Below are 23643 nucleotides of genomic sequence, written 5' to 3'. Positions count from 1 at the left end.
TCCCCTCGTTCCCGCCTACCCCCCGTAACTCTGCACCAAACTCCCTGCCACCAGCGACCAGCCGTCGACCAGCACGAAGAAGATCAGCTTGAACGGCAGCGACACCACGACCGGCGGCAGCATCATCATGCCCATCGACATCAGCACCGAGGCGACCACGAGGTCGATGATCAGGAAGGGGAGGAACAACAGGAAGCCGATCTCGAATGCGCGCTTCAGTTCGGAGATCATGAAGGCCGGCACCAGGATGCGCAGCGACAGGTCTTCCGGCGTCGCCGGCGGCGGCTCGCGCGACAGGTCCATGAACAGCCGCAAATCCTTTTCGCGCACGTTCTTCTGCATGAAGCCGCGCAACGGCACCGAAGCGCGCTGCAGCGCGTCCTCGACCCCGATCTGGTTGGCGACGAGCGGCTTGATGCCGTCGTCATAGGATTTCTGCAGCACCGGGCCCATCACGAACGCGGTCAGGAACATCGCCAGCGCAATGATCACGGAGTTCGGCGGCGCGGTCGCGGTACCCAAGGCGGTGCGCAACAGCGACAGCACCACCACGATCCGGGTGAACGACGTCATCATGATCAGGATCGACGGCGCGACCGACAGGATGGTCAGCAGCGCGATCAACTGGATCGCGCGCTCGGTGACGCCGCCGCCACCGCCGCCGAGATTGATGCTGATATCCTGCGCCAGCGCCGGATCGATCAGCGATCCGGCGGCGATCAAGCTTGCAAAAAATAGAACTCTACGCGGGACTGTCGCCGATCTCACGAAGGAGACTTTGGACGGCCCAGCAGGGACGCCATCTCGTCTTCGAGATTCTCGAAGCCGCTCTTTGCAGGCGCCGGCGGCTGCTCGCTGCGCGGGGCGCGGGGCGCGGGCGGCGGTTCGGGCGCGACCGGCGGCGCCACCGTGTCGGCGGCCGGCCGGCGCAGCGCTGCTTCCAGCCGCTGCGCCATCTCGGCGAGATTCTGGTCGGCGCTCGACTGCGCCGGGGGAGGCGGTGGCGGCGGTGGCGCAGCGGCACGTTCGGGCGCGCGCGGCGGTGCCTTCGGCGGTTCGGGGCGGGGCGGACGCGGCATGACAGGTTCGCTGCGCGCAGCGGTCCGCGACGGTATCGGTTCCGGCCGCGGCTCGGGGCGGGGTTCGGGCCGGCCGCCCATCGGCTCCGGCGCAAAGCCTGCGAGAGGATCGGCGCGTTCGGCGCGCGGCATCGGCGGGGTCGGGCGGCGCACTTCGTCGGCAAAAGAGGGACGGGTCGGCCGTGGCGGCGGCTCGGGCATCTGCGGCTCGGCGTGGTCGAATTGGCCTTCCTCGGCCCAGCCGGCGTCGGGCAGCGGCGCAATCCGGGGCGGCGGTTCCGCGCCGCCGACGGCGGGCCGCTGCGGCATCTGTTCCCGTCCGGGCATGGCGCGGACGATGTTGGGTTCCACCACGATGTCGGTCGGGCCGCCGATCATCAGGAGATGCTCGATATTGTCGCGCCGGACCAGCACCAGGCGCCTGCGGCCGTCGACCGCGGCGGCGTCGATCACCGCCAGACGCGGCATCCGCCCGCGATTGGTGTTGGCGCCGAGGCGATTGGTGGCGAATCGGCGCACCAGCCAGGCGGCGACGCCGATCAGGGCCAGGACGGCGACGAATGCGAAGAAGAATGTAAGTGCCTGCATACTCTCAGTCCCCGGCCAATAAAGCCCGCTTCAGGCTTCGATCCCGGCGAATCCGGACCGCAGTCGATCCATCGGACGGCAAACGAAGCCCAAGATCAGCCTTATTTCTTAAATTCCCCACGGCAAGAAGTGCCGCCCAGCCATCTTAATAAACCAAGAATCGCTTGAGCCAAAACGACTTCTGAGCGCCCGCAGTTCATCCCCTCGATTGGTTAACGCAGCTTTCGTGGCAAAAATGCGCTCGTCCCGTCGCCGGATGCGCGATTCACGGCCCGTATTGGCCGGTTGTCCACGGCATCGGATGGAATCTTAACCGGCTGTTAACCATACACGCGGCAAATTCTGCCTACCTCAGCGGCGGCATGCCCCGGAGGCAACGGGGCGGATGCGATGGCCATCAACGATCTTCCGGTATTGTCGGCGCTGCGCACCAAGATGCAGTGGCACCAGGAGCGCCAGCGCGTGCTCGCCGAAAACATCTCCAATTCCGATACGCCGAATTTCAAGCCGCGCGACCTGGTCGAACCGAAATTCGACCGCAACGGCGCCAACCCCGCCGCGGCGCAGGGTTCGCTCGCGATGATGCGCACCAGCGCCAGCCATATCGCTCCCGCGGGCGGCGGCGGTGACAGCTTCGCGCGCGACGGCAAGCCTGATTTCCACACCCGTCCCGCCGGCAACGCGGTCAACCTCGAGGACCAGATGCTCAAGGTCTCCGCCAACCAGATGGACTACGCCGCGGCCACTTCGCTCTACAGCCGCAGTCTCGGCCTTCTGAAAACCGCCATCGGCAAGCGCTGACGCGCAGTTAGGAAAACCCGGTCATGGCCAATGATGGAAGTGATTTCGCCCGCTCGATGAGCATCGCGACTTCGGGCCTGCGCGCGCAGGCCGGGCGGATGCGGGTGATCTCGGAAAATATCGCCAACGCGGATTCCACGGCGGCCACCGCCGGCGGCGAACCCTACCGGCGCAAGATCCCGACGTTTTCCTCTGCGCTTGATCGCTCGCTCGACGCCAAGGTGGTGGCGCTCGGCAAGGTCAGGCCCGACCAGTCGTCGTTCCGCGTCAAGTACGAGCCGTCCAATCCGGCGGCGGACCAGGCCGGCAACGTCAAATACCCCAACGTCAATCCACTGGTCGAAATGACCGACATGCGCGAAGCGCAGCGATCCTACGAAGCGAACCTCAACATCATCAGCGCCACGCGCCGGATGATCCAACGCACGCTCGACATCCTCAAGGCCTGAACAGGAAAGCTTGAACCATGGCATCACCCACAGTCGCCGCAAATGCCTATGCCAGTCTCGCCCGCATGGTGGAATCCGGCGGCGCCGGCAAGGGAGCCGCTGCAGGCGGCCAGTCCTTCAGCGCGCTGCTCAAGGACGCGCTCGGCAGCGTGATGGATGCGGGCCGCAAGTCCGACGCGCAGACCGTGGCGATGACCTCGGGCAAGGCCAATGTGATGGACGTGGTGACGGCGGTAGCCGAAACCGACGTCGCGGTCTCGACGCTGGTGTCGGTGCGCGACCGGGTGATCCAGTCCTACGAAGACATCATGAGGATGCCGATCTGAGCGCTCCATCCTGAGGAGCCGGCGCAGCCGGCGTCTCGAAGGATGACGAGGCGTTTACGGCCTCATGGTTCGGGACGCGCGCAAGGCGCGCTCCTCCCCACGAGGGTGAAAAGGAAGCTGAAAATGACCGGTGCCGAGACCCTCGACGTGGCGCGCGATGCGATCTGGACCATCGTGGTGGTGTCGTCGCCGCTGATGGTGGTCGGCCTCGTGGTCGGCGTCGTGGTGTCGCTGTTTCAGGCGCTGACGCAGATCCAGGAACAGACGCTGGTGTTCGTGCCGAAGATACTGGCGATCTTCGTAACGCTGTTGCTGGCGCTGCCGTTCATGTCGGACTCGCTGCACGGCTACATGATGCGGATTTCGTCGCGAATCATAGGCGGCTGATGCACTATGGCTAGGTCATGCGCATCGACGTTTCACTGCTGCCCGCGCTCGCTGCGGCCTTCATGCTGGTGTTCGCCCGCATTGGCGCGATGGTGATGCTGTTGCCGGGGTTCGGCGAGACCAACATTCCGGTTCGCATCAAGCTCGCGATCGCCCTGCTGCTGACGCTGATCATCCTGCCGCTGCACCGCGCCGCCTACCAGGTCGACATGGGGTCGATGGCGCCGCTGTTGGTATTGATGATGCACGAGATCGTCATCGGCGTCGTGCTGGGGGCGACCGCGCGGGTCACGCTTTCGGCGCTGCAGGTCGCTGGCTCGGTGATCGCCCAGCAGCTCGGCCTCGGTTTCGTCACCGCCGTCGATCCGACCCAGGGCCAGCAGGGCCTCCTGATCGGAAACTTCCTCACCGTCCTCGGCCTGACGATGCTGTTTGCCACCGACAGCCATCATCTGGTGATCGCGGCGCTGAACGAAAGCTACAGGATCTTCGCGCCAGGCGAGTTGATGTCGAGCGGCGACGTTGCAGCACTCGCCACCCGCGCCTTTGCCGCCGCGTTCAAGATCGGCATGCAGCTTTCGGCGCCGTTCCTGGTGTTCGGCCTGGTCTTCAATATCGGGCTCGGGGTATTGGCGCGGCTGATGCCGCAGATGCAGGTCTATTTCGTCGGCGTGCCGCTGTCGATTCTCGCAGGCTTCCTGATCTTCGCGCTCGTGATCGTCACGATGATGGGAACATTCCTCGAATATTTCATCGGCGTCATGCACCAGCTGATACCGCAGAGGTGAACGATGGCCGACGAGAATGACGCATCGGACAAAACAGAGGACCCGACACAAAAGCGTCTGGATGACGCCCATGAAAAAGGCGACGTCGCCAAGAGCCAGGAGGTCAACACCTGGTTCGTGATCGCCGGCGCGACGCTGGTGCTGTCGTCGTTCTCCGGATCGATCGGCGGCGGGGTGCTGATGCCGCTGCGCAATCTGGTGGCCAATTCATGGATGATCCGCGCCGACGGGCCGGGCCTGATGGCGCTGACGCAGAGCCTCGGCTACGCGCTGATCGCGGCGCTCGGCGTGCCGTTCCTGATGCTGATGCTGGCGGCGATCGCGGGCAACATGATCCAGCACCGGCTGGTGTGGTCGGCCGAACAGCTGAAGCCGAAATTCAGCAAGGTGTCGCCGGGGGCCGGCTTCAAGCGGGTCTTCGGCAAGCAGGCGATCGCGAACTTCGCCAAGGGACTGTTCAAGGTGATCGCGCTCGGCATCGTGATGATGGCGGTGCTGTGGCCGGAGCGGCACCGCCTCGACGCGATGGTGCGGTTCGACCCGGCGGCGATCATGGGCGTCACCACCGGCCTGACCCTGAAACTGCTCGGCGCCGTGGTGGCGATGCTGGCTGCGGTCGCGATCGCGGACTATTTCTTCCAGTACCGGACGTGGTTCGAGCGGCAGAAGATGTCGCTGCAGGACATGAAGGAGGAATTCAAGCAGTCCGAAGGCGACCCGCATATCAAGGGCAAGCTCCGGCAATTGCGGATGGAGCGCATGAAGAAGCGGATGATGGCCGCGGTTCCCAAAGCCTCCGTGATCATCACCAACCCGACCCACTATTCGGTGGCGCTGCGCTACGAACGCGGCATGGCGGCCCCGGTCTGCGTTGCCAAGGGCGTCGATACCATCGCGCTCAAGATCAGGGAAATCGCCGGCAAGCACGATATCCCGATCGTGGAAAACGTGCCGCTGGCGCGGGCCCTTTACGCGACGGTGGATATCGACGAGGAAATCCCGGTGGAGCATTATCATGCGGTCGCCGAGGTCATCGGCTACGTCATGGGCCTCAAGCGCGGGCTGGCCAGCCGGCAGGCATGAGCCTGAGGGGGCGGTTTCCCCTCGCGAATGCGCCGGAAACGGCCGTAGCCGGCGAAATAGCCGTCTGACGGCCTTGCGCTTGCATGCCCGATTCAGGCACTCAGGAGCGGCGCGAAAAGCGCGTAACATCTAGTCGACAGGCTGTATCCCCCGGTATGACCGCCGAACTTGACAACGATCCGCCACCAGAGCCGTTCGCCGCCCATGAGCCGGTACGGCGCAACGGCAGCATCGTGCTGGTGCTGCTGGTGGCGTTCGGGATCGTCGCGGTGGCGGTCGCGCTGATGACCATCGGCCGGGCGCAGGCGCAGCCCTATATCCTCGGGCTATTGGCGCTCCTGGCGATGGTCGGGCTGTTCAACCTGTTCGCCTTCGCCGCCGGCATCATCCGCTTCGCCGATCGCGCCGCCGACGATCCGGTCATCAGCCGGATCGCCGATCATGCCCATGACGGACTGGCCGTGACCGATTCCCGCGGCCATGTCGTCTATTCCAACGCCGCCTATCTGGCGCTGACGGGTGCTGCGACCGCGGCCGATGTCCGCCCGGTGGAGCGGGTCTTCATCGGCAATCCCGATGTGTCGGAGGCGGTGTTTCGCCTGCTCAAGGCGGCGCGCGAGGGCAAGCGGCAGCAGGAAGAAGTCCGCATCGCGGGCACCGACGGCAGCCATGGCCGCTGGCTGCGGATGCGGGTCCGGCCGCTCGGCCAGGGCAAGCGCGAGGCGAAATATGCGGTGTGGTCGATCGCCGACATCACCCGCGACCGCGAACGGCAGGAGGACGTGTTCCAGGAACTGCAGCACGCCATCGAATATCTCGACCATGCGCCGTGCGGGTTCTTCTCGGTCAATGCGGGCGGCGACCTCGTCTATGTCAACGCCACGCTGGCGAACTGGCTCGATCACGATCTTGCGGAAATCGGCAATGGCGGACTGAAGCTGACCGACATCGTGTCCGGCGACGGCGCCTCGCTTTTGACCTCGATCGTGGCGGTGCCCGGCGAGGTCAAGACCGAGGTGTTCGACATCGACTTGCGGATGCGCAGCGGCAAAACCATGCCGGTGCGGCTTTATCACAAGCTGGCGTTCGGCGCCGACGGCGTGCCCGGCGCCTCGCGCACGCTGGTGATCAGCCGGGCGCGCGACGAGCATTCCGATCCGCAGCGCGCCGCCGAAGTCCGCTTCATGCGCTTCTTCGATCACACCCCGATGGCGATCGCGACCGTGGACCGCGCCGGTGCGGTGGTGCGCGCCAATGCCCGGTTTGCAAAACTGGCGCAAAGCCTCGGCGCCGACGGCGCCGCCGGCAAGTCGATCTTCCGCGCGGTGAATCCGCGCGATCGCCACCTCCTGATCGCGGCCATCAACCAGGCGGCCGAGGGGCAGGGCGACATCGCGCCGGTCGAGGCCATGCTCGACGGCGCCAAGGAGCGCTGGGGCCAGTTCTTCGTCACCGCGGTCGAAGAGGACGAGCGCGAGACCGAGGCTGCCATCGTCTACCTGCTGGAGACCACCGAGCGGCGGACGCTGGAGAACCAGATCAACCAGTCGCAGAAGATGGACATGGTCGGCCAACTCGCCGGCGGCATCGCCCACGACTTCAACAACGTGCTTTCCGCCATCATGATGGCGAATGACTTCCTGCTGAACGCGCACAAGCCGACCGATCCGTCGTTCCAGGACATCATGCAGATCAAGCAGAACGCGACCCGCGCCGCGACGCTGGTGCGGCAGCTGCTGGCATTCTCGCGCCGCCAGACCTTGCGGCCGCAGGTGCTCGATCTCGGCGACGCGCTTTCCGACCTCACCATGCTGCTGCGCCGGCTGATCGGCGAGAAGGTCAAGCTCGACCTCGTGCACGGCCGCGATCTCTGGCCGGTCAAGGTCGACGTCTCGCAGTTCGAGCAGGTGATCGTCAATCTCGCCGTCAACGCCCGCGACGCGATGCCCGACGGCGGCAAGCTGACGGTGCGGACCGCCAACGTCACCGCCGAGGAGGCCGGGCGTCTCACCTACAAGGGCATGCCGGCGGCGGACTATGTGCGGATCGACGTCGCCGACACCGGCACCGGCATTCCCGCCGATATCGTCGAGAAGATCTTCGAGCCGTTCTTCTCGACCAAGGAAGTCGGCAAGGGCACCGGCCTCGGCCTGTCGACAGTGTACGGCATCGTCAAGCAGACCGGCGGCTTCATCTATGTGGACTCCGAGGCCGGTAAGGGCACCTCGTTCCACATCTTCCTGCCGCGGCACCATCCCGAGCAGGAGGTCCAGCCCGAGGCCGCGGCCGCCAACGGCGCGGCCAAGGCGGCGGCGGGCGAAGCCAAGCCGCGGGCCGACCTGACCGGGCAGGGCACCATTCTCCTGGTCGAGGACGAGGAGGGCCTGCGCTCGCTGAATGCGCGGGGGCTGCGCTCGCGCGGCTACAACGTGATCGAGGCCTCGAACGGCATCGAAGCGATGGAAGCGCTGGATGAAAAGAACGGCGCCGTCGATCTGGTGGTTTCCGACGTGGTGATGCCGGAAATGGACGGGCCGACGCTGTTACGGGAGATGCGGATCCGCAATCCCAACCTGAAGATCATCTTCGTTTCCGGCTATGCGGAAGAAGCCTTCGACAAGAGCCTGCCGGAAAACGAGCAGTTCGCCTTCCTGGCCAAACCCTTCGCGCTGAGCGCGCTGGTCGCCAAGGTCAAGGAGACCATGACGCCGACGTGAGGCATCCTCAAACAAAGAGATGAGATCATGATCCGATTCGACCTAATCGGATCATGATCTAGACGACGAACACCGGCGCAAACCCGCCGCCCGGCGTCCGGAAATTCGTGGTCTGGCCCTGGTACAGACGCGCCGCGGTGAGCAACACCTGGCCGTCGTAGACGTACAATCTGACATCGGTTTTCCGCGGCTCGGAGCATCCGTCGAGCTGGACCATGCGTTCGCTGGGCGCGGCGAATTCCTGCGCGACATATCCGCCGCGAAGGATCTCCGCCCATACTCCCTTGGTGACCTTGTCGCCGCGATAGACCGCCTTGCTGCCGTAACCGCCCGCCGGCTTGAAGAACAATGACTTCCGCCTCTGCCACAACTCCTGTGCATTACCGGAAGTGACGAGCACAGTGTGCGGCACGCCTCGGAGATCAGCGAGCATCTGCGCCGACGCTCCCCAGGAACGAAGGGTCGAGTGATCGGACAGCAACGCCAGATTGCGCTTGTCGGCGTAGAGTGCATGTACACGCGGGTTGGGCGTGACGACGACGGCGTCGTCGAGATAGGCCGCGCGCAGATCCCGGTGTTCGGGATCGTCTAGAGAAAAATCGACCAGCCGGTTGTAGACGAGATCGATCGGCGCTCCGTCGGCGAGCAGTTGACCGCGCTCGTAGCGGAGCTGATGTCCATCGACGACCGTCGCGTCGATGCCGTTCTTCTGAAAGAAGCGCTGAGCCAGTAGGAACTCCGGATAGAGATATTGCTCTGCCGGCCGGTCGTCGACGATGGCGATCCGCCGCGGAATTCCCTGCCGGTTCTGCAGTTCCCACTCGTGGGTGAACATGCGCATGACCGCCGAATCGAAATCGCGGGTCTTTGGCTTGCCCAGGGCGACCTCGACTTCCGCGCAGCAGGCCCGTTGCGCCTTGGCCAGCAGCGCATTCAGGAAAGCCCCGCCGGCGTTGGTATTCACCTCGATCAGCTTGGGGCCATCGGCGGCCAGGTGGAAATCGTAACCCATGAACACGCCGAGCGGTCCGAAATCGCGTCGGGCGATCTCGGGAGCCCAGGACAGCGCCGCCTCGCGATAGCAGGGCAATCGGGTCGCGGCCTCGACCGCATGGACGATCCGAAGCATCGCGCCGACATTGGCTTCCGACAGGAAAACCGGCACGTTCGAGAACAGATTGGTCTTCGGGCCGATCAGGGTCCTGCAGAACTCCGGGTCTCCGGCTTCCCGTTCGAGCGCCCGGCACAGGACGTTCCGGTCCAGGGTGATGCAGAAGCATTCGTGGTTCAGAAACTCCGAGACGGATCGAGTTTCGGACGCGGCGGAAACGGGCAATGGAGCGTCCATGCGTTCAACCTCACGCTAACCGTTGCGGAATTCCGGCTCGCCGGTCGGGTTTCATAGGTGGCAAAATAGGTTCGATTCCGGAAATCGTCAACGGTATTTCTAGAATAATAGAAATAAAGGGTTCCGCGGATCCGGCCATGCTGCGCTGCGTCCCGGACCCAGGAAGAACCAGCCTAATTGACGCATCCCCGCGACCGAGGGCCGCAGCCGCAATGCCCTTTAGTGGCTTCACTTTTGGGCAACCCTGCCCATGTTAGGGGCGCTTTCCCCCTGCCGGGGACATTGAGGAAACAGACATGAAATTCACGCAGCGCACGCGCGGCATCGTTCAGGCCATCGCCGTCGTCCTATCGCTGGCGGTACCGGTGATGTTCGCGATCTCCGCGGCCGACGCCCGCGTCGGCGGCGGCGGCAGCTCGGGTTCCCGCGGCGGCCGCACGTTCTCGGCGCCGCCCTCGACCTCCACCGCGCCGGGTACGGCGCAACCGATGAATCGCACCATGACCCAGCCGGGCAGCCCCGGAATGGCCGGTCCCGCAGCCGCGGGTGCTGCCAGCAAGGGCGGCTTCTTCAACCGGCCCGGCATGGGCATGCTCGGCGGCCTCGCCGCGGGCTTCCTCGGCGCCGGCCTGCTCGGCATGCTGTTCGGCGGCGGGATGTTCTCCGGCCTCGGCGGCCTGTCGTCGATCATCGGCCTGGTCCTGCAGATCGGCCTGATCATCCTCGTGGTCCGGCTGGCGATGTCGTGGTGGCAGCGCCGTAACGCGACCGCGTCGGCCTATGCCGGCCCGACGCCCGGCGCCGCTGTCGGCCCGGGTGCGCAGACCAGCTTCCGCACCGGAACCGGCTTTGGCTTGGGATCGGGCAGCGCGCCGCTGGAGATTCTCCCCGCCGACTACGAAGCCTTCGAACGGCTGCTCGGCGAGGTCCAGGCCGCCTGGTCGAACGAGGACGTCGAAAAGCTGCACACGCTGGCGACCCCCGAAATGGTGTCGTATTTCAGCAAGGACCTCGAGGAGAACAAGGCCCGCAACGACGTCAACAAGATCACCGACGTGAAGCTGTTGCAGGGCGACCTCGCCGAAGCCTGGCGCGAGGGCGATACCGACTACGCCAGCGTGGCGATGCGGTTCTCGCTGGTCGACAAGACGCTGGAGCGCGGCACCAGCCGGCTGGTCGCGGGCAGCGACACGCCCACCGAGGCGACGGAGGTGTGGACCTTCGTGCGGCCGCGCGGCGCCAACTGGGAACTCTCGGCGATCCAGCAGACCAACTGATCGCCCCAAAACGATCATGACGAAAGGCGCCGCGGTTCACTCCGCGGCGCCTTTTCATTTGGCTTTGCGGCGAATTGAGATTTCGCTGGCGCGTTGGCGTCGAAAATATAGTTTTACTCCGGCGGAGCGATGTCCTCGTCCGCCGGAGGGACGCCGATGCGATATGAGCTCTATTACTGGCCGGGGATTCAGGGCCGCGGCGAATTTGTCCGGCTGGCGCTGGAAGAGGCCGGCGCCGATTATGCCGACGTCGCGCGAGAGCGCGGCATGGGCGCGATGATGAAGATGATGGAGGGCGGCGGCACGCCGCCGTTCGCGCCGCCGTTTCTGAAAGCGGGGAAGCTCGTGATCGGGCAGACTGCCAACATCCTGCTCTATCTCGGGTCGCGCCACGGCCTGGCGCCGAAAACGGAAGCCGGCAAATTATGGGTGCATCAGCTGCAGCTGACGATCACGGATCTGGTGCTGGAAATTCACGACACCCATCACCCGCTCGGGCCGACACTGTATTACGAGGACCAGCGCGCGCCGGCAAAGAGACGCACCGGGGAATTCTGGAAAGAGCGGGTGCCGAAATATCTGGGTTATTTCGAGGGATTGCTGGAGAATACGGGCGGTCCCTGCGTCACCGGCCGCCGGCTGAGCTATGTCGACCTCTCGCTGTTCCAGATCGTGGAGGGGCTGCGCTACGCCTTCCCGAAGCGGATGAAAGCGTTCGAGCGCGACATCCCCGGCCTGGTCGATCTGCACGACCGCGTTGCCGCAAGGCCGAACATCAAGGCTTATCTATCGAGCGACCGCCGCATTCCCTTCAACGAGGAGGGAATTTTCCGGCGGTACAAGGAATTGGATTCGCAGCTTGTGATCTAGCAGTTCCGCCCGTCGATCGGCGTCATCGCCAGCCTGGCGAGATCGATGCCGCCTGTCACCAGCTATATCGGATCCCACCTTTTCCGGCATAGCTGCGTGTGATGGCGGAGAACTCACCTTCAAAAGCCGCCGTCGCCGACCAGCCGTTGCGCCAGATGATCTCGGCGGATGCCGTGGTCAGTGCAGAGTCCGCGGCCGGTCGCGCGCCGTTGACGACGAAGGCAGAGCCCGGCAGGGCCTGGAACACGGCCGCGACGTTGCGATCCCGGTTGAAGTCATGCGCCCAGGCGAGGCGACTCCGCAGGGCCAGGGTCGTGTCGCCAAGGGCCATGGCGTTCTCGGTCCGCAGGCCTATTTCGGAACGCGTGGCGGTGACATCCTTCGAATTGTAGGCGAGCGCAAAGGTATTCGTCCCGAAGACCACCTGCTCGGAATAGGACGGCAGGCTGAAAGTGGTGAACTGGCCGGCCGCGTAGGGCGTGAAGTCGGTTACTTGCGTGCTGAAACGATAGCCTGCCTCGATCCGTCCCGAAAACGCGTTGGTATTGAAGCGGGCGCGGAGCTGGTCGGCGCCGGCTATGTTGAGGGTGCGGTTCGTGGTCACATCCTGCCAGCCATAGGCCAACGCGGCGTCGACATAGGCGGCACCCTGGTTGTGACGGAAAAATGCGCCGAGCTGGAACAGGTCGGAGCTGCCGCTACCGCTGTTGGTGACGTTGAAATTGGTGCCGCCGCCGGCCAGCGCGAAACCGGCAACCGTGCTGGGCGAGAAGTGATAATCGGCCCCCGCTGCTGCGCCAAAGATCCTGCTGGCGGCTTTGTTGGAGCTGAGCGCGTCGTCGCCGTCTGTGTTCTGCGATCCGCCGAAGCCGGCTGCCCAGATGCTCCAGCGCGGGGTGAACAACTCCGCCGGCAGCGGAGCCTTGCTCGAGATCGCCGCAAAGGCATCGCTGACGCGGCTGCGCGAAGAGGGGGCATCATCAGCATATCTCGCTACGCCGCTCGCCGGCGTGGCTGGACCGCCGCGCCCGGCCAGGTTCGGGTCGGTCATCAGGCCCATGAACATGTTCATGGCGTGGAAGGTGGCCTGCTGGGTGCCGGTCGCCGTCTCGCCGGAAATCTGGGTCAGTCCGGCGGGCGACAACGCGCCGAACACCAGCGGAATGCCGCCCGCGGTATTGAACGAATTGATCAGTGCATTGGCGACGTTGCGCTGGTTGACGCTGAGGCCGTTGCCAAAATCGAGCAGGCCCAGCTTCAGGTTGAGAAAGACGTTGTTGGCGTCGTAGCTGAGAGAGGACTCGAAGTTTGTCGGCAGGTTCGTGTTGGTCAACGCGCCAAAAGTGCCGCTCACGCCGCCGGCCGCATGGAGGATGGTGTACTGCTTCGTCACATAGCTGCCGGGCGCGAAGTTGGCCGCCACCGTTGCGCCGCCGAGCGTCGCCGTTCCCGTCACATTGGTGCGGCTTGCATTCGCCGGCGAGACCTGAATGAGGTAAGTCGAGGCTGCGGTGAAGGAGAGATTGGCCGGGGCGTTGCCTTGGACGGTCAATGTGCCGATGGCGGTGGCACCGCCACCCGGCGCCAGAGTGCCGCCGGCGACCGTGGTGTCGCCCACGGTGCCGGAGCCGGCCAGGGTGCCGCCGGTATTCACCGTGACGAACGACGCGCCGATCGAACCATCGACTGCGAGCGTGCCGCCGTTGACCAATGTGGGGCCGGAGTAGGTGTTGGCGCCCGACAGGGTGAGCGTGCCGGTGCCCTGCTTGATTAGCGAGCCGCCGGTGATGCTGGCTCCGATCACGCCAGCGAACGTCGTCGACAGATTGTTGCTGCCGACGGTGAGGGCTCTGTCCCCGAGAGCGACCGTGCCGGTCCCCTCGATAGAGCCGACCGTAGTCCCGGTCGTGGTCAGAAAAGAGATATCGAACGCGCCATTGTCGATGACAAAGCGAGCGGTCCCGCCGCTACTCGAATTGAAGAAGAACACTCTGCCACTGCTGGTGATCGTCGCGTTTGCCGCCGTGGCATTCTGGAGGAAGTTGATCGTCCCATCGCTCGTGATGGTGGCGTTCGCCGCCGTGCTGGATTGGTGGAACTGGATGCCCACTCCGCCCGTGATGGTTGATCGATCGGCGGATGAGGTGTCGAAGAAGTCAATCTGGAGTTGGCTGTTGATCCGGGCGGTGCCGGCGGTGCCGGCGTCGGCAAAAGTCAAAGAGCCGTCATTGTTGATTGTCGCTGCTCCTGCCGTACTCGACGCAAGAAATCTGAGAATGCCGTCGGCATTGGGGTTGTTCAACGTGACGCTGCCGCCATTGATGACGACGCCATCGCCCGAAAAGCTGACCAACCCGTTGGCGCCGATCGTGAAAGAGTAATTGGCCGCGTTCGCATTCAACAGCAGCCCGCCCAGGAACGTCGGCTGGGTGAAATCGATGGCGGTGGTATTGCTGGCGCCGAACGTCGCTGTGCCGTCGGGGGTTGCCGGGTTCCAGTTGACCGCGTTGTTGAAATTGCCGTTCGCGGGGGCGGCGAGCCATGTCGCATCGACCGCATGCGCGGTCGTGGGCAACGCGGCGGAGACCAGCGCGGAGGAGGCCAGCAGGATCGCGCGCAGGCGGATGCCGCGCACGAGCGACGGCTTTGTTCTCCGGCCTGAATTGCGAAGTGGTGAATGCGCGCCTCGAGCTGTCATGGCTGTCCCTGGAATCGAGCCGAGCAAGTCTCATAACTCGCGCAGGGACTACGAGCATCGCCCGGTCGGAGGAGGGCGTTGCGTTTGATTGGCGTTGTTGATTTTTGACATCATCATCCGATTGGACGATGGGCGACTTGGGGATGGCTCGCTACCTGTTCCGCCCGTCGATCGGCGTCATGGTCAGCTTGGCGAGTTCGATGCCGTCGATGCAGCTGACGTTGAGCGCCACCACCTCGGTGCCGTCAGGCTTGGTGCCGTTGGCGAACACTTCCACGCCGCAGTCGATACAGGACTGATGCCGGATCGCGTGCTTGTTGAAGAGGTATTCCTTCAGATTATCCTCACCGGCGCGCAGCACGAAACTCTTCGGCGCCAGGAAGGTGAAATGCAGGCCCTTCTTGGTGCAGATCGAGCAGTTGCACGCGGTGACCATGGCAAGGTCGCTGGTGCATTCGAAGCGCACCATGCCGCAATGGCAGCCGCCGGTGTAGGTCTTGGTGTCGGGCATCGGTATCGCATCCGTGAGTGGCCGATGCCGGCAGTATAAGCCCCGCCACAACCCCGGCGCCATACGTCAATGCAAGGCGCATTGCACGGGGGGGCGTGGCGCCCTCACGCGATCTGGTCGATCCGCCTGCCCTGGCCCGGGGGAAGGGGGGCAAGGCCCGTCGGCTTGGGCAGGCCGGCGCGGTCATCCTCGGGTTTGACTTGCGGCGGCTTGGGCTCGCCGGCTTCCGGCGCCCTCACCGGGATGGAGACGCTGACGGCAGAAACGTTCATCTGGGAGATCCTTGGCTTCGTTGCCGCCGACTGTGAGGCGGCGGAACCGAATGCTTTATGAATCCGCGGCAGCGATCGCGCGCCATCAAGGCCATTCCCGCCGGATGGTGAACGGCAGGCTCCAAACTCCCTCAAATTGGCCGGTATTTTATCGAATGCTCTGCCCGCAGAGAGGCCCGCTCACTCATCCTTGCCGCGGGTGATCGCGATCGACGCCTCGGTCTTGGTGCGGCTGCATTCCATGTTGAGCCGGCGGAAGCGCATCTTGACGGTGTCGCCGCGCAACAGGCCCATCCGCTTGATGCAGCGGGTGGCGCCGGTGAGCACATCGGGCTTCGGAATGGTGAAGACGATGGCGCCGGCCCTGGCGACCAGCTCGTAGAATTCCGGCTTCGGCTTGCGGCTGTCGGCCTTGGCGTAGAGCTCGTTGGAGTAGCTGGCGCCGCGGCAGCCCAGCGAGAGCTCCCTCGCATGGGGATGCGACAGATAGACTATTCTGGCGGCGGTGATGCCGATCTTGAGCCCGTCGATCTGGCTCTTGAGCTGGTTGGCGATATCCTCGCAGCGGTCGGCGCGGGCGGGGGAAGCGGAAAACGCGACGATCCCGGCCAGCGCGGCGGCGAGCAAGGTCGGGCGGCGAAACGGTCGTCGTGATGTCATGCGTGAATGCCCCTTTGGGCCATTGAAGCTGGCGCGGGCGGTTCCTGCAAGAGCCCCATTCGAAAGTCAACTTCATCTGAGGTGTTTTCCCGGCGATACCCACCCCGTTCAAGCCGAGGAAGCGGCCTTTCAAGCCATACTTTGCTATGGTAGAATATCCATATCTGGATGGTCAGGACCGATGTCCGATTTCGAATGGGACGCCGCATCGGCCGGGTTGAGGGCGCCATCATGACGGTGCGCTTCACATGGCGAAACAGGAAGATCAGGATTTTCGGGGCGGGCTATTGGCGCAAAGGAAAGGCGATCTATGAAAAAGCCAACAGTTAAATACAGCAAGGGCGAGATCGGCCGTGTCAGGGTCGTCGAGGACTTCCTGCCGTCGCCGGACCGGCTGGTGCTGCGCGAGGAAAATGTGAAGGTGACGCTGAGCCTGTCGCAGCGCTCGGTGGCGTTTTTCAAGCGCGCCGCCCGCCAGCGTCGCGTGCCTTATCAACGCATGATCCGCGCGCTGGTCGATGCCTATGCGGAGAAGCAGCAAGGGAAGGGGTGAATGAGGGTCCGGTCGCGGCTGGTAGCCATTCGGAACCTTCCTTTTATCCAAAAAGTGCTTAGAACGGTTCGATCGCCGGGCGTCTCAAGACAGACGCTTTCGGTTCCGAAAACCTTGCGAGTCCCCCATGAACGCCCCCACCGCCTTTCCCGACCAGAAGCCCGTCCCGCCCTACAAGCACACCCCGCTGTTCCCGCTGGGGCCGGACACCACGCCGTACAAGAAGATCACGGCCGAGGGGGTGCGGGTCGAGAAGGTGCTGGGCAAGGACATGCTGGTGGTGTCGCGCGAGGCGCTGCGGGCGCTCAGCGAGGCCGCGTTCGGCGATATCAATCATTATCTGCGGCCGGGGCATCTGAAGCAGTTGCGCGCGATCCTCGATGACAAGGAGGCGAGCCCCAACGACAAGTTCGTGGCGCTGGATTTTCTGAAGAACGCCAACATCGCCGCCGGCGGCGTGCTGCCGATGTGCCAGGACACCGGCACCGCGATCATCATGGGCAAGAAGGGCTGCAACGTCATCACCGAGGGCGACGACGAGGCCGCGCTCTCGGAAGGCGCGCGCGACGCCTACCTGCGCCGCAATCTGCGCTATTCGCAGGTGGCGCCGCTGTCGATGTATGAGGAGAAGAACACCGCCAACAACATGCCGGCGCAGTGCGAGATCTATGCCGAGGGTGATGACGCCTACAAGTTCATGTTCATGGCCAAGGGCGGCGGGTCCGCCAACAAGAGTTTTCTGTTCCAGGCGACGCCGTCCGTTCTCACCAAGGACCGTATGCTGGCGTTCCTGAAGGAGAAGGTGCTGACGCTCGGCACCGCGGCGTGCCCGCCCTATCATCTCGCGATCGTCATCGGCGGCACCTCGGCCGAACTCTGCATGAAGACGGTGAAGCTGGCCTCGGCTCGCTATCTCGACGCGCTGCCGACCCATGGCTCGCCTGACGGCAACGCCTTTCGCGATCTCGAGATGGAGCAGGAAATCTTGAAGATGACGCAGTCGCTCGGCGTCGGCGCGCAGTTCGGCGGCAAGTATTTCTGCCACGACGTCCGCGTGATCCGCTTGCCGCGCCACGGCGCCTCGCTGCCGATCGGGCTCGGCGTATCCTGTTCCGCGGACCGCCAGGTGCTCGGCAAAATTACCAAAGACGGCGTCTATCTCGAGGAGCTCGAGCATAATCCCGCGCAGTATCTGCCCGCGGTGGAGGAGGCGCTCGGCGGCGAGGTGGTGAAAGTCGACCTCAACCAGCCGATGCAGGACATTCTTGCTACGCTCTCGAAGCATCCGATCAAGACGCGGCTGTCTCTGACCGGCACCATGATCGTGGCGCGCGATTCAGCGCATGCCAAATTGCGCGAGCGGCTGGAGAAGGGCGAACCGCTGCCGGATTATTTCAAGAACCATCCGGTCTATTACGCCGGTCCCGCCAAGACGCCCGACGGCTACGCCTCCGGCGCTTTCGGCCCGACCACGGCGGGCCGCATGGATTCCTTCGTCGACCAGTTCCAGGCGGCGGGCGGATCGATGGTGATGGTGGCCAAGGGCAACCGCGCGGTCGCGGTGCGCGAGGCCTGCAAGAAGCACGGCGGCTTCTATCTCGGCTCGATCGGGGGGGCGGCGGCCAATCTCGCCGAGCACTGCATCAAGAAGGTCGAGGTGGTGGAATATCCCGAACTCGGCATGGAAGCGATCTGGCGCATCGAGGTCGTGGATTTTCCGGCCTTTATCATCATCGACGACAAGGGCAACGACTTCTTCAAGGAATTGAATCTGGGGTAGGTTGTCGTCCCGGCGAACGCCGGGACCCATAATCCCGGGCGTTCATTGTTGAGGGGAAGGCCGGCGACCATCGCGTCCGACAACGGCCGCCACGGCATATGGGTCCCGGCGTTCGCCGGGACGACCAAGATGAGGCGCTTACGCCCGCGTTCCCGTGAACGGGAAGCTGCCCATCGGGCCGATGCCCATTTCGCCGGACATGCTGTCGCCGGCGACCTTGCCGGAGAACGCCAGCGTCAGCGGCATCGGGTTGGTGATTGAGATCTTCCAGGCGACGTCGTCGCCGGAGACGGTGCCGTCGAAGATTTCGCCGGAATTGCCGTCGGCGCCCTGCGTGCCCGTCAGCGTGCCGCCGGCGCTTTTCAGGGTCAGCGTCGCCTTGCGCTCGCCCATCGGGGTGGTCATGACGATATTCCAGTTTCCGTCCACGGCCATCTCTAGGTCTCCTCACGTTCTCTTCGCAAAACCGGAATGGTTCTGGGATTGGGTTTGGCTCGGGCGGCGGTATAGCGCATCTTTCGGCCCGTGCACATTGATCTCGGTTAGCCGCGGCCTTTTGCCGTGACGCGTCTTGTTCGCGCGGACCGGCGGTCAGGCGCGGGCGGCGGCGCGGATCCGGCTGCTGACCAGCAGGCGGAAGGCGACATACTGGATCGCGAACGCCGCCACCTTGGCGCCGATCAGGACCACCGACACATAGAGCGTCCACAGCTTCAGATCGCCGGTCGCGGCCACCGCGATGGTGCCAAGCCCGAGCACGAACATCAGCGCCGCCCAGGCGTAGCCCGCCGCCGTGACATATTGCGGAATGGTTTCGGTCACGATCGGAGGCAGGTAGCGCAGCAGCCAGCCGCGCTTGAGCATGATGGCGCCGACGGCGAAATGCCCGATCGCGGGCTTGGCCAGCACGAAGCGCGGATCGTGGGTCAGGAGCGTGGCGCTGCCGAGCACGATCACGAGGCCGAGGCTCGCCCAGGTCATGTAGCCGAGCGGCTCGCCCCTGACCTTGCTGTAGATCACCTGCGCTACGGCGCCGGCGATCGCCACCGACGTCGCCAGCACCACATTGTCCGTGATCAGGTACACCGCGAGAAACACGATGGTGGAGAAGAAGTCCTGCGCGAGTTTGGCGAATACGTCCTTCATCGTCGTGCTCCCTGGGGGCCTGCCATTTGCGACGGGTGCCATGACGGCGGCCGCACCCGTTCGATTGGTGAATACGGTCAGATTCCGGATAGCGCCTTGGCCGGCGCAGGCCCGTGCTTCGCCTTGCGGTATTCGGGATACCATTTGGTAAAATAGACCGCGCTGTTGCGGGCAGCAAACGCGATCAGCAGGCCGAGCCAGAGCGGAAGGCCCGGCACATAGATCAGCGCGATATTGCCGATCATCATCAGCAGGAAGCAGGCGGACCACGCCCAGGTGATGATGTAGTTCGCCCGCATGAAGCCGGGCTGTTCGGCGGTTTCGGCGTCCACCACTTCGAGCGCATATTGCAGCGTGAACGGCTTGCGGACCGCCAGCGAGCCGAGCGAGATCGCGAGCACGCCGATATCGATCGTCAGTTTGACGGCGGAACTGCTCAGGGTGTCATCGACCAAAGTGAGGTAGAAGCCGATGGCGAGGAACAGCACGACGGTACCGGCGCCGAGGATCTTGAGCGAGCGGCCGCGAGCAATGTCATAGGCGATCGCCAGCAGGCAGATCGCGGCGGCCGCGAACAGGCTGGCGGCGGCGGACGTCACCAGCATCAGCAGCGTGAACACGCCGTAGGGGGCAAGGATCAGGAATATCGTCATGGCCGCCTCTCAGGCTTATCTTTACAGTGGAAAGATAAATACGGGGAGAGGGCGGAAGCGTCAAGCGAAATCTTTACAGTGTCAACATAATGTGAGTTATTCGAAAATGGTGGTTATTTTATAATTATTCGAACGGAGTCTTGTGGTTCGATTGCCGGCAAAGTCCCGAGCCTATGCAGCCAGAGGTTTTCTTAATGCATCTCTGGCACTATGCCGTGCATGAAGTTCGGCTTGTTTTTCATGTTCGTATTCCCCTTGTTGGGAATTCCACTCGCCTGCCTTGCGCTCATAGAGCCACCGGAGCGAAGAACGCTCTGGATTTCAATGGCTATGAGTGCCGTGGCCACGATTGCTACGTGGATCCTCTGGGACGTCTTTCGAACGCAACACTATCTCGTTTACGCGCACGTTGTGCTGATTGGTATCTGGATCGCCACTTCATTTTGGCTTCGATCGGTCACTTGGATGCTCGGTCCAATTGCTTACGGGTGTCTGGCTCTCTTCGTTGCTTTGATACAAATTCTGATATTCGGCGAACCGAGATCAGAATTCGCATTTCATTATCTGCCGATGCCGCTCTCGATGGCGATCGGCGCGATGTTCATTTGACGGGACCGGTTCAACAGCCGATTCACATGGCCCCCACCCAATTGCCATGAAAACCGTCGGGCACGCGATGTCCGAGTTGCACCAGCGCCACCGGGCCGGCGGCGACGTCGGTGGCGTTGAATACCGCGAGATCGCTGCGGTTTTCGCGCGCGCGCCACACCGCCGCGAGCAGCCAGCCGTCGCCCTCGGCGGCGTCCTTGCCGCGCTCGACGAACACGGCTTCCGAAATGGTGTCGCCTTCCGGCAGCAGATAGTTGCCGAGCCGCGAGCCCTTGCCGTCGACATGCACGATGCCGCAAAGCGCACCGACGAACGGCAGATCGGGATTGGCGCAGGCGTACCAGCCGTGGCGAGAGGCAAGCCCGGCGCGGCGGTCGTCGATGCGCGGGAATTCGCCGGTCATGTCGTCGAGATAGGTTTGCGTGAAGCGGTCGGTATTCCCGGCGAGATCGAAGGTCCAGCGGCACAACCGCGCCCGCGACTTCCTGGGGTCGGTCGGCGAACCGTCGGGATGGGGGAACAGCGGCGCTTCCTCGAACTGCATGACGTCGGCGATGATGCGGTCGCCTTCTTCCCAGGCATTCATGACGTGGAAGACGTAGCAGGTCTCGGCGCGAAACCAGACGATGTCACCGGGCGAGCCGTTGCGCCTCATGGCGCCGACATAGCCGCCCTTGTCCGGCTCCCAGGCGTAAGGCGGCTGGCCGCGCATCGCCCGCTCCATGCTGCCGGTGATCGGCAGGATCGGAAACAGCATGTGATTCTCGGTGACGATGAAGTCATGCACCATGCTGGCATAGGGCGCTTCGAAGCGGTCGAACCGCGTCACCACGCCGGAGGCATTGACGGATCCGAAGGAGAGGGCAGGGGTCAGCGGCCCGGCGGCATTGTAGCCGAAGAACACCATCTCGCCGGTGACGGGATCGATCTTGGGATGCGCGGTGAACGGCCCCGAGATGCCGCCATTATAGTCGCAGTAGCCTGTTCGCTTGAGCGTGCCGGGCTCGATCTCGGTCGGCAGATGACCTTCCTCCAGCGCCAGCAGCCGTCCGGCGTGAAAGATGATGTTGGTGTTGGCGACGCCGCCGTCAGGGGTCACCGAGGCCGGCGTATCCGGCAGCTTGCGGCCGAAGCCGCCGAACAGCGCGCGGCCGGCATCATGCTCGGCCTGCCATTTCGGGGTGCGGACCCAGCGGTTGCGGTAGCTGGCGCGGCCGTTTTCGAGATGGAAGGCGTGCAGCATGCCGTCGCCGACGAACCAGTGCGCGCCCGGCGCCTCGAACTGCGGATTGGGGCCGTTGCGGTAGAGCGTGCCGTTGAGTTCGCGCGGCAATTCGCCGACGACCTTCAGAAACGGCGCGTCGCATTCAAACGGGATCGGCGCCAGATTGGTCCGGGCCGCCTTGGTCGCTGCTTCCTGCTGCATCATTCGCTCCCTGGATTTATCTTTACATCGTAAAGATATGAATACAGAGCATGGCAGCCATCGTCAAGCAAAATCTTTACAGTGTAAAAATAGGGGCTATAAGAATGAGATGGCAAGAAAACCCGCTGCACTGAAGACCCGCGCCCGGCCTGCCGCCAACAGGGGCGCTCCGGCGCGCTTGCCGCGGAAACGGCCGGCGCCGCGCGCCGCAGCCGCGGGCGAGGATACGCCGTACCACCACGGCGCGCTGCGCGACGCCCTGCTCACGGCGGCGGAGACGGTGCTGGAGCGCGACGGGCTGGCCGGCCTGACGCTGCGCGCGGTGGCGCGCGAGGCCGGCGTGTCGCATGCCGCGCCGACCCATCATTTCGGCGACCTGACCGGCCTCGTCAGCGAACTCGCCGCGATCGGGTTCCGCCAGTTCAACGCGGCGATGGCGGCCGCGGGCGCGGTCGATGCGCCGCCGCTGCTCAGGGCGCTGGCCCGCGCCAAGGCCTATGTCGCCTATGCGCAGGCGCATCCGGGCATGTACGGGCTGATGTTCCGCACCGAGCGGCTGGATATGGCGCGGCCATCGCTGCACGAGGCCGCCAACGCTTCGTTCGCCGGCCTCGCCGGCGCGATCGGGGTCAGCCGTCAGGAGCAGATTTCCGACCAAGCGCTGTCGCTGGAACAGGCTGCAGCCATTGTGAAGGCGTGGTCGCTGGTCCATGGCTTCACCATGCTGCTGCTCGACGGGCGGCTGACCGACGTCCTGCGGCGGCTGCCACCAGGCAACGATGCCGAGACCCTGCTGGACGCCATGCTGAGGTCGACCGTGGCCCGGCCGCCGGGGCCATAGATCAGCGTTGTTCAGCGCCGCTTCGCCAGCTCCACGGCGCGGCCGCTGGCGCCGATTACCTTCACCTCGTCCTTGCCGCACGTGAAGCCGCGCGCGATTTCATCGGCGGCCTTGCGGGCGAGTTCGTTGGCATCGGGGTTGGCCTTCACGTCGACATAGGCGACATGGCACACCGCCCCCGGCGGCAACCGCGTTACCGCCAGCAACGGCTTTGCGATCGGCCGGCCGTTCTTGTCCTCGTCGGCATTGTCGGCGATGTGCCAGCGCTGGATGATGGCGAAGGGTTTGCCGTCCACGGCCCGCCATTCCACAGTGTGGGTGGTCGAGTTGAACGGCCCGAAGGAAGTCTCCGCCGCCGGCTCCCGGTCCGCCGCGGCGCGGCTGTGGCCGACCGAGACCGCCTCGCGCAGGTCATCCTCGCTGATGACGACCACGAGCCCGGCCTTGCCCGGGCAAACCCGTACCGTGGAATCGTCGACGCCGTTGCCGGCGCTCTTGACCCGGCAATCCCTGGGGGCGGTCGAAGTGTAGCTACTGCCGAATGTTTGGGCGCTGGCCGGCGGAATCAGGGCGAAGCAGGCCCAGAACAGCGCCGACAGGGCCATTTGCGGCATGACCGGCACGCCGGGGACGAGGAGGTGAGGGACGCGCTTCATCCAGCCGCCATTTTGATTGCGGAACCGCTGATGCTTCGACGTGCGCAATCTGGGGAAGGTTCACGCGAAATGCGCGAAAGGCCTGACATTGGCCCGGAATCATCCTAGAACAGCGGCTTCGCAAT

General features: G+C 64.4%; 25 protein-coding genes. 13 read left to right on the top strand and 12 right to left on the bottom strand.

Features of this window, described 5'->3' with window-relative positions; all coding sequences use genetic code 11:
* Nucleotides 1–15: 15 nt before the first annotated feature.
* Both fliP and KMZ68_RS18240 read right to left on the bottom strand, forming a co-directional pair.
* A complete protein-coding gene (gene fliP / locus KMZ68_RS18245; RefSeq protein ID WP_215612579.1) occupies nt 16–768 on the bottom strand; it encodes a flagellar type III secretion system pore protein FliP in 753 nt (250 codons plus the stop codon).
* Complete coding sequence (locus KMZ68_RS18240; RefSeq protein ID WP_215612578.1) at nt 765–1667, bottom strand: flagellar biosynthetic protein FliO; 903 nt, start codon at nt 1665–1667, stop codon at nt 765–767. Before KMZ68_RS18240 ends, fliP begins: the two co-directional genes overlap by 4 nt.
* 390 nt (nt 1668–2057) lie before the next feature.
* Here KMZ68_RS18240 and flgB point away from each other — a divergent pair, with 390 nt between their 5' ends.
* From flgB to cckA, 7 genes are all read left to right on the top strand, one after another.
* Nucleotides 2058–2468 carry a flagellar basal body rod protein FlgB gene (gene flgB / locus KMZ68_RS18235; protein WP_215612577.1) on the top strand — a complete coding sequence of 137 codons (411 nt, stop codon included), beginning with the start codon at nt 2058–2060 and terminating at the stop codon, nt 2466–2468.
* Nucleotides 2469–2491: 23 nt separating this feature from the next.
* Nucleotides 2492–2917 (top strand): flagellar basal body rod protein FlgC, encoded by a 426-nt coding sequence (flgC, locus tag KMZ68_RS18230; RefSeq protein WP_215612576.1) that lies wholly within the window; start codon nt 2492–2494, stop codon nt 2915–2917.
* A 17-nt stretch (nt 2918–2934) separates the two neighbouring features.
* A complete protein-coding gene (gene fliE / locus KMZ68_RS18225) occupies nt 2935–3243 on the top strand; it encodes a flagellar hook-basal body complex protein FliE (RefSeq protein WP_215612575.1) in 309 nt (102 codons plus the stop codon).
* A 123-nt stretch (nt 3244–3366) separates the two neighbouring features.
* Nucleotides 3367–3630, top strand: coding sequence for a flagellar biosynthesis protein FliQ (gene fliQ / locus KMZ68_RS18220; protein WP_215605934.1), 264 nt, complete (start codon nt 3367–3369; stop codon nt 3628–3630).
* Nucleotides 3631–3647: 17 nt separating this feature from the next.
* The gene (fliR, locus tag KMZ68_RS18215) at nt 3648–4418 is read left to right on the top strand and encodes a flagellar biosynthetic protein FliR (RefSeq protein WP_215612574.1); all 771 of its coding nucleotides are present in this window, start codon (nt 3648–3650) and stop codon (nt 4416–4418) included.
* A gap of 3 nt (nt 4419–4421) precedes the next feature.
* Nucleotides 4422–5501: a flagellar biosynthesis protein FlhB gene (flhB, locus tag KMZ68_RS18210; RefSeq protein ID WP_215612573.1), complete on the top strand. Its 1080-nt coding sequence runs from the start codon at nt 4422–4424 to the stop codon at nt 5499–5501.
* Nucleotides 5502–5656: 155 nt separating this feature from the next.
* Complete coding sequence (cckA, locus tag KMZ68_RS18205; protein WP_215612572.1) at nt 5657–8218, top strand: cell cycle histidine kinase CckA; 2562 nt, start codon at nt 5657–5659, stop codon at nt 8216–8218.
* A gap of 58 nt (nt 8219–8276) precedes the next feature.
* Here cckA and KMZ68_RS18200 read toward each other — a convergent pair whose 3' ends face one another.
* Complete coding sequence (locus KMZ68_RS18200) at nt 8277–9566, bottom strand: hypothetical protein (protein WP_215612571.1); 1290 nt, start codon at nt 9564–9566, stop codon at nt 8277–8279.
* Between the two features lie 296 nt (nt 9567–9862).
* Between KMZ68_RS18200 and KMZ68_RS18195 the strand changes: the two genes are divergently transcribed.
* Together KMZ68_RS18195 and KMZ68_RS18190 are read left to right on the top strand one after the other, a co-directional pair.
* On the top strand, nt 9863–10843 hold the full coding sequence (locus KMZ68_RS18195; RefSeq protein WP_215612570.1) for a Tim44 domain-containing protein: 981 nt from the start codon (nt 9863–9865) through the stop codon (nt 10841–10843).
* 156 nt (nt 10844–10999) lie between these two features.
* Nucleotides 11000–11713 (top strand): glutathione S-transferase, encoded by a 714-nt coding sequence (locus KMZ68_RS18190; RefSeq protein WP_215612569.1) that lies wholly within the window; start codon nt 11000–11002, stop codon nt 11711–11713.
* Nucleotides 11714–11768: 55 nt separating this feature from the next.
* Here the strand turns inward: KMZ68_RS18190 and KMZ68_RS18185 are convergent, their stop codons facing one another.
* The 4 genes from KMZ68_RS18185 to KMZ68_RS18170 all read right to left on the bottom strand — a co-directional run bounded on the left by KMZ68_RS18185 (nt 11769) and on the right by KMZ68_RS18170 (nt 15854).
* The gene (locus KMZ68_RS18185; protein WP_249779398.1) at nt 11769–14348 is read right to left on the bottom strand and encodes an autotransporter outer membrane beta-barrel domain-containing protein; all 2580 of its coding nucleotides are present in this window, start codon (nt 14346–14348) and stop codon (nt 11769–11771) included.
* A gap of 214 nt (nt 14349–14562) precedes the next feature.
* Nucleotides 14563–14922 (bottom strand): GFA family protein, encoded by a 360-nt coding sequence (locus KMZ68_RS18180; protein WP_215612567.1) that lies wholly within the window; start codon nt 14920–14922, stop codon nt 14563–14565.
* 104 nt (nt 14923–15026) lie between these two features.
* Nucleotides 15027–15194 carry a hypothetical protein gene (locus KMZ68_RS18175; protein ID WP_215612566.1) on the bottom strand — a complete coding sequence of 56 codons (168 nt, stop codon included), beginning with the start codon at nt 15192–15194 and terminating at the stop codon, nt 15027–15029.
* A gap of 180 nt (nt 15195–15374) precedes the next feature.
* Nucleotides 15375–15854 carry a hypothetical protein gene (locus tag KMZ68_RS18170; RefSeq protein ID WP_215612565.1) on the bottom strand — a complete coding sequence of 160 codons (480 nt, stop codon included), beginning with the start codon at nt 15852–15854 and terminating at the stop codon, nt 15375–15377.
* 310 nt (nt 15855–16164) lie between these two features.
* Between KMZ68_RS18170 and KMZ68_RS18165 the strand changes: the two genes are divergently transcribed.
* Nucleotides 16165–16407, top strand: coding sequence for a hypothetical protein (locus KMZ68_RS18165; RefSeq protein WP_215612564.1), 243 nt, complete (start codon nt 16165–16167; stop codon nt 16405–16407).
* 127 nt (nt 16408–16534) lie between these two features.
* On the top strand, nt 16535–18187 hold the full coding sequence (locus KMZ68_RS18160) for a fumarate hydratase (RefSeq protein WP_215612563.1): 1653 nt from the start codon (nt 16535–16537) through the stop codon (nt 18185–18187).
* A gap of 138 nt (nt 18188–18325) precedes the next feature.
* Here the strand turns inward: KMZ68_RS18160 and KMZ68_RS18155 are convergent, their stop codons facing one another.
* The 3 genes from KMZ68_RS18155 to KMZ68_RS18145 all read right to left on the bottom strand — a co-directional run bounded on the left by KMZ68_RS18155 (nt 18326) and on the right by KMZ68_RS18145 (nt 19986).
* Nucleotides 18326–18622, bottom strand: a complete 297-nt coding sequence (locus KMZ68_RS18155; RefSeq protein WP_215612562.1) for a hypothetical protein — start codon at nt 18620–18622, stop codon at nt 18326–18328.
* Nucleotides 18623–18778: 156 nt separating this feature from the next.
* Nucleotides 18779–19333 (bottom strand): inner membrane-spanning protein YciB, encoded by a 555-nt coding sequence (locus tag KMZ68_RS18150; RefSeq protein WP_215612561.1) that lies wholly within the window; start codon nt 19331–19333, stop codon nt 18779–18781.
* A 77-nt stretch (nt 19334–19410) separates the two neighbouring features.
* On the bottom strand, nt 19411–19986 hold the full coding sequence (locus KMZ68_RS18145; RefSeq protein WP_215612560.1) for a hypothetical protein: 576 nt from the start codon (nt 19984–19986) through the stop codon (nt 19411–19413).
* A 231-nt stretch (nt 19987–20217) separates the two neighbouring features.
* Between KMZ68_RS18145 and KMZ68_RS18140 the strand changes: the two genes are divergently transcribed.
* Nucleotides 20218–20595: a hypothetical protein gene (locus KMZ68_RS18140; protein WP_215612559.1), complete on the top strand. Its 378-nt coding sequence runs from the start codon at nt 20218–20220 to the stop codon at nt 20593–20595.
* Nucleotides 20596–20617: 22 nt separating this feature from the next.
* Here KMZ68_RS18140 and KMZ68_RS18135 read toward each other — a convergent pair whose 3' ends face one another.
* On the bottom strand, nt 20618–22021 hold the full coding sequence (locus KMZ68_RS18135; protein ID WP_215612558.1) for a carotenoid oxygenase family protein: 1404 nt from the start codon (nt 22019–22021) through the stop codon (nt 20618–20620).
* 109 nt (nt 22022–22130) lie between these two features.
* Here KMZ68_RS18135 and KMZ68_RS18130 point away from each other — a divergent pair, with 109 nt between their 5' ends.
* Nucleotides 22131–22862, top strand: a complete 732-nt coding sequence (locus tag KMZ68_RS18130; protein WP_215612557.1) for a TetR/AcrR family transcriptional regulator — start codon at nt 22131–22133, stop codon at nt 22860–22862.
* A gap of 11 nt (nt 22863–22873) precedes the next feature.
* Here KMZ68_RS18130 and KMZ68_RS18125 read toward each other — a convergent pair whose 3' ends face one another.
* Nucleotides 22874–23476 (bottom strand): hypothetical protein, encoded by a 603-nt coding sequence (locus tag KMZ68_RS18125; protein ID WP_215616390.1) that lies wholly within the window; start codon nt 23474–23476, stop codon nt 22874–22876.
* Nucleotides 23477–23643 lie beyond the last annotated feature (167 nt).

It is taken from the genome of Bradyrhizobium sediminis (assembly GCF_018736105.1).
GTDB lineage: Bacteria > Pseudomonadota > Alphaproteobacteria > Rhizobiales > Xanthobacteraceae > Bradyrhizobium.
This window is presented reverse-complemented; position numbering and strand designations above follow the sequence as displayed.

What these genes read in the sequence shown, in the direction of transcription:
- flgC (WP_215612576.1), top strand. Translation starts at nt 2,492, where the DNA reads ATGGCCAATGATGGAAGTGATTTCGCCCGCTCGATGAGCATCGCGACT.
- KMZ68_RS18160 (WP_215612563.1), top strand. Translation starts at nt 16,535, where the DNA reads ATGAACGCCCCCACCGCCTTTCCCGACCAGAAGCCCGTCCCGCCCTAC.
- KMZ68_RS18200 (WP_215612571.1), bottom strand. Translation starts at nt 9,566, where the DNA reads ATGGACGCTCCATTGCCCGTTTCCGCCGCGTCCGAAACTCGATCCGTC.
- KMZ68_RS18125 (WP_215616390.1), bottom strand. Translation starts at nt 23,476, where the DNA reads ATGCCGCAAATGGCCCTGTCGGCGCTGTTCTGGGCCTGCTTCGCCCTG.
- flgB (WP_215612577.1), top strand. Translation starts at nt 2,058, where the DNA reads ATGGCCATCAACGATCTTCCGGTATTGTCGGCGCTGCGCACCAAGATG.
- KMZ68_RS18170 (WP_215612565.1), bottom strand. Translation starts at nt 15,854, where the DNA reads ATGACATCACGACGACCGTTTCGCCGCCCGACCTTGCTCGCCGCCGCG.
- KMZ68_RS18145 (WP_215612560.1), bottom strand. Translation starts at nt 19,986, where the DNA reads ATGACGATATTCCTGATCCTTGCCCCCTACGGCGTGTTCACGCTGCTG.
- fliE (WP_215612575.1), top strand. Translation starts at nt 2,935, where the DNA reads ATGGCATCACCCACAGTCGCCGCAAATGCCTATGCCAGTCTCGCCCGC.
- fliR (WP_215612574.1), top strand. Translation starts at nt 3,648, where the DNA reads ATGCGCATCGACGTTTCACTGCTGCCCGCGCTCGCTGCGGCCTTCATG.
- KMZ68_RS18195 (WP_215612570.1), top strand. Translation starts at nt 9,863, where the DNA reads ATGAAATTCACGCAGCGCACGCGCGGCATCGTTCAGGCCATCGCCGTC.
- KMZ68_RS18175 (WP_215612566.1), bottom strand. Translation starts at nt 15,194, where the DNA reads ATGAACGTTTCTGCCGTCAGCGTCTCCATCCCGGTGAGGGCGCCGGAA.
- KMZ68_RS18135 (WP_215612558.1), bottom strand. Translation starts at nt 22,021, where the DNA reads ATGCAGCAGGAAGCAGCGACCAAGGCGGCCCGGACCAATCTGGCGCCG.
- KMZ68_RS18130 (WP_215612557.1), top strand. Translation starts at nt 22,131, where the DNA reads ATGGCAAGAAAACCCGCTGCACTGAAGACCCGCGCCCGGCCTGCCGCC.
- KMZ68_RS18190 (WP_215612569.1), top strand. Translation starts at nt 11,000, where the DNA reads ATGCGATATGAGCTCTATTACTGGCCGGGGATTCAGGGCCGCGGCGAA.
- KMZ68_RS18150 (WP_215612561.1), bottom strand. Translation starts at nt 19,333, where the DNA reads ATGAAGGACGTATTCGCCAAACTCGCGCAGGACTTCTTCTCCACCATC.
- cckA (WP_215612572.1), top strand. Translation starts at nt 5,657, where the DNA reads ATGACCGCCGAACTTGACAACGATCCGCCACCAGAGCCGTTCGCCGCC.
- KMZ68_RS18165 (WP_215612564.1), top strand. Translation starts at nt 16,165, where the DNA reads ATGAAAAAGCCAACAGTTAAATACAGCAAGGGCGAGATCGGCCGTGTC.
- KMZ68_RS18240 (WP_215612578.1), bottom strand. Translation starts at nt 1,667, where the DNA reads ATGCAGGCACTTACATTCTTCTTCGCATTCGTCGCCGTCCTGGCCCTG.
- fliQ (WP_215605934.1), top strand. Translation starts at nt 3,367, where the DNA reads ATGACCGGTGCCGAGACCCTCGACGTGGCGCGCGATGCGATCTGGACC.
- flhB (WP_215612573.1), top strand. Translation starts at nt 4,422, where the DNA reads ATGGCCGACGAGAATGACGCATCGGACAAAACAGAGGACCCGACACAA.
- KMZ68_RS18180 (WP_215612567.1), bottom strand. Translation starts at nt 14,922, where the DNA reads ATGCCCGACACCAAGACCTACACCGGCGGCTGCCATTGCGGCATGGTG.
- KMZ68_RS18155 (WP_215612562.1), bottom strand. Translation starts at nt 18,622, where the DNA reads ATGGCCGTGGACGGAAACTGGAATATCGTCATGACCACCCCGATGGGC.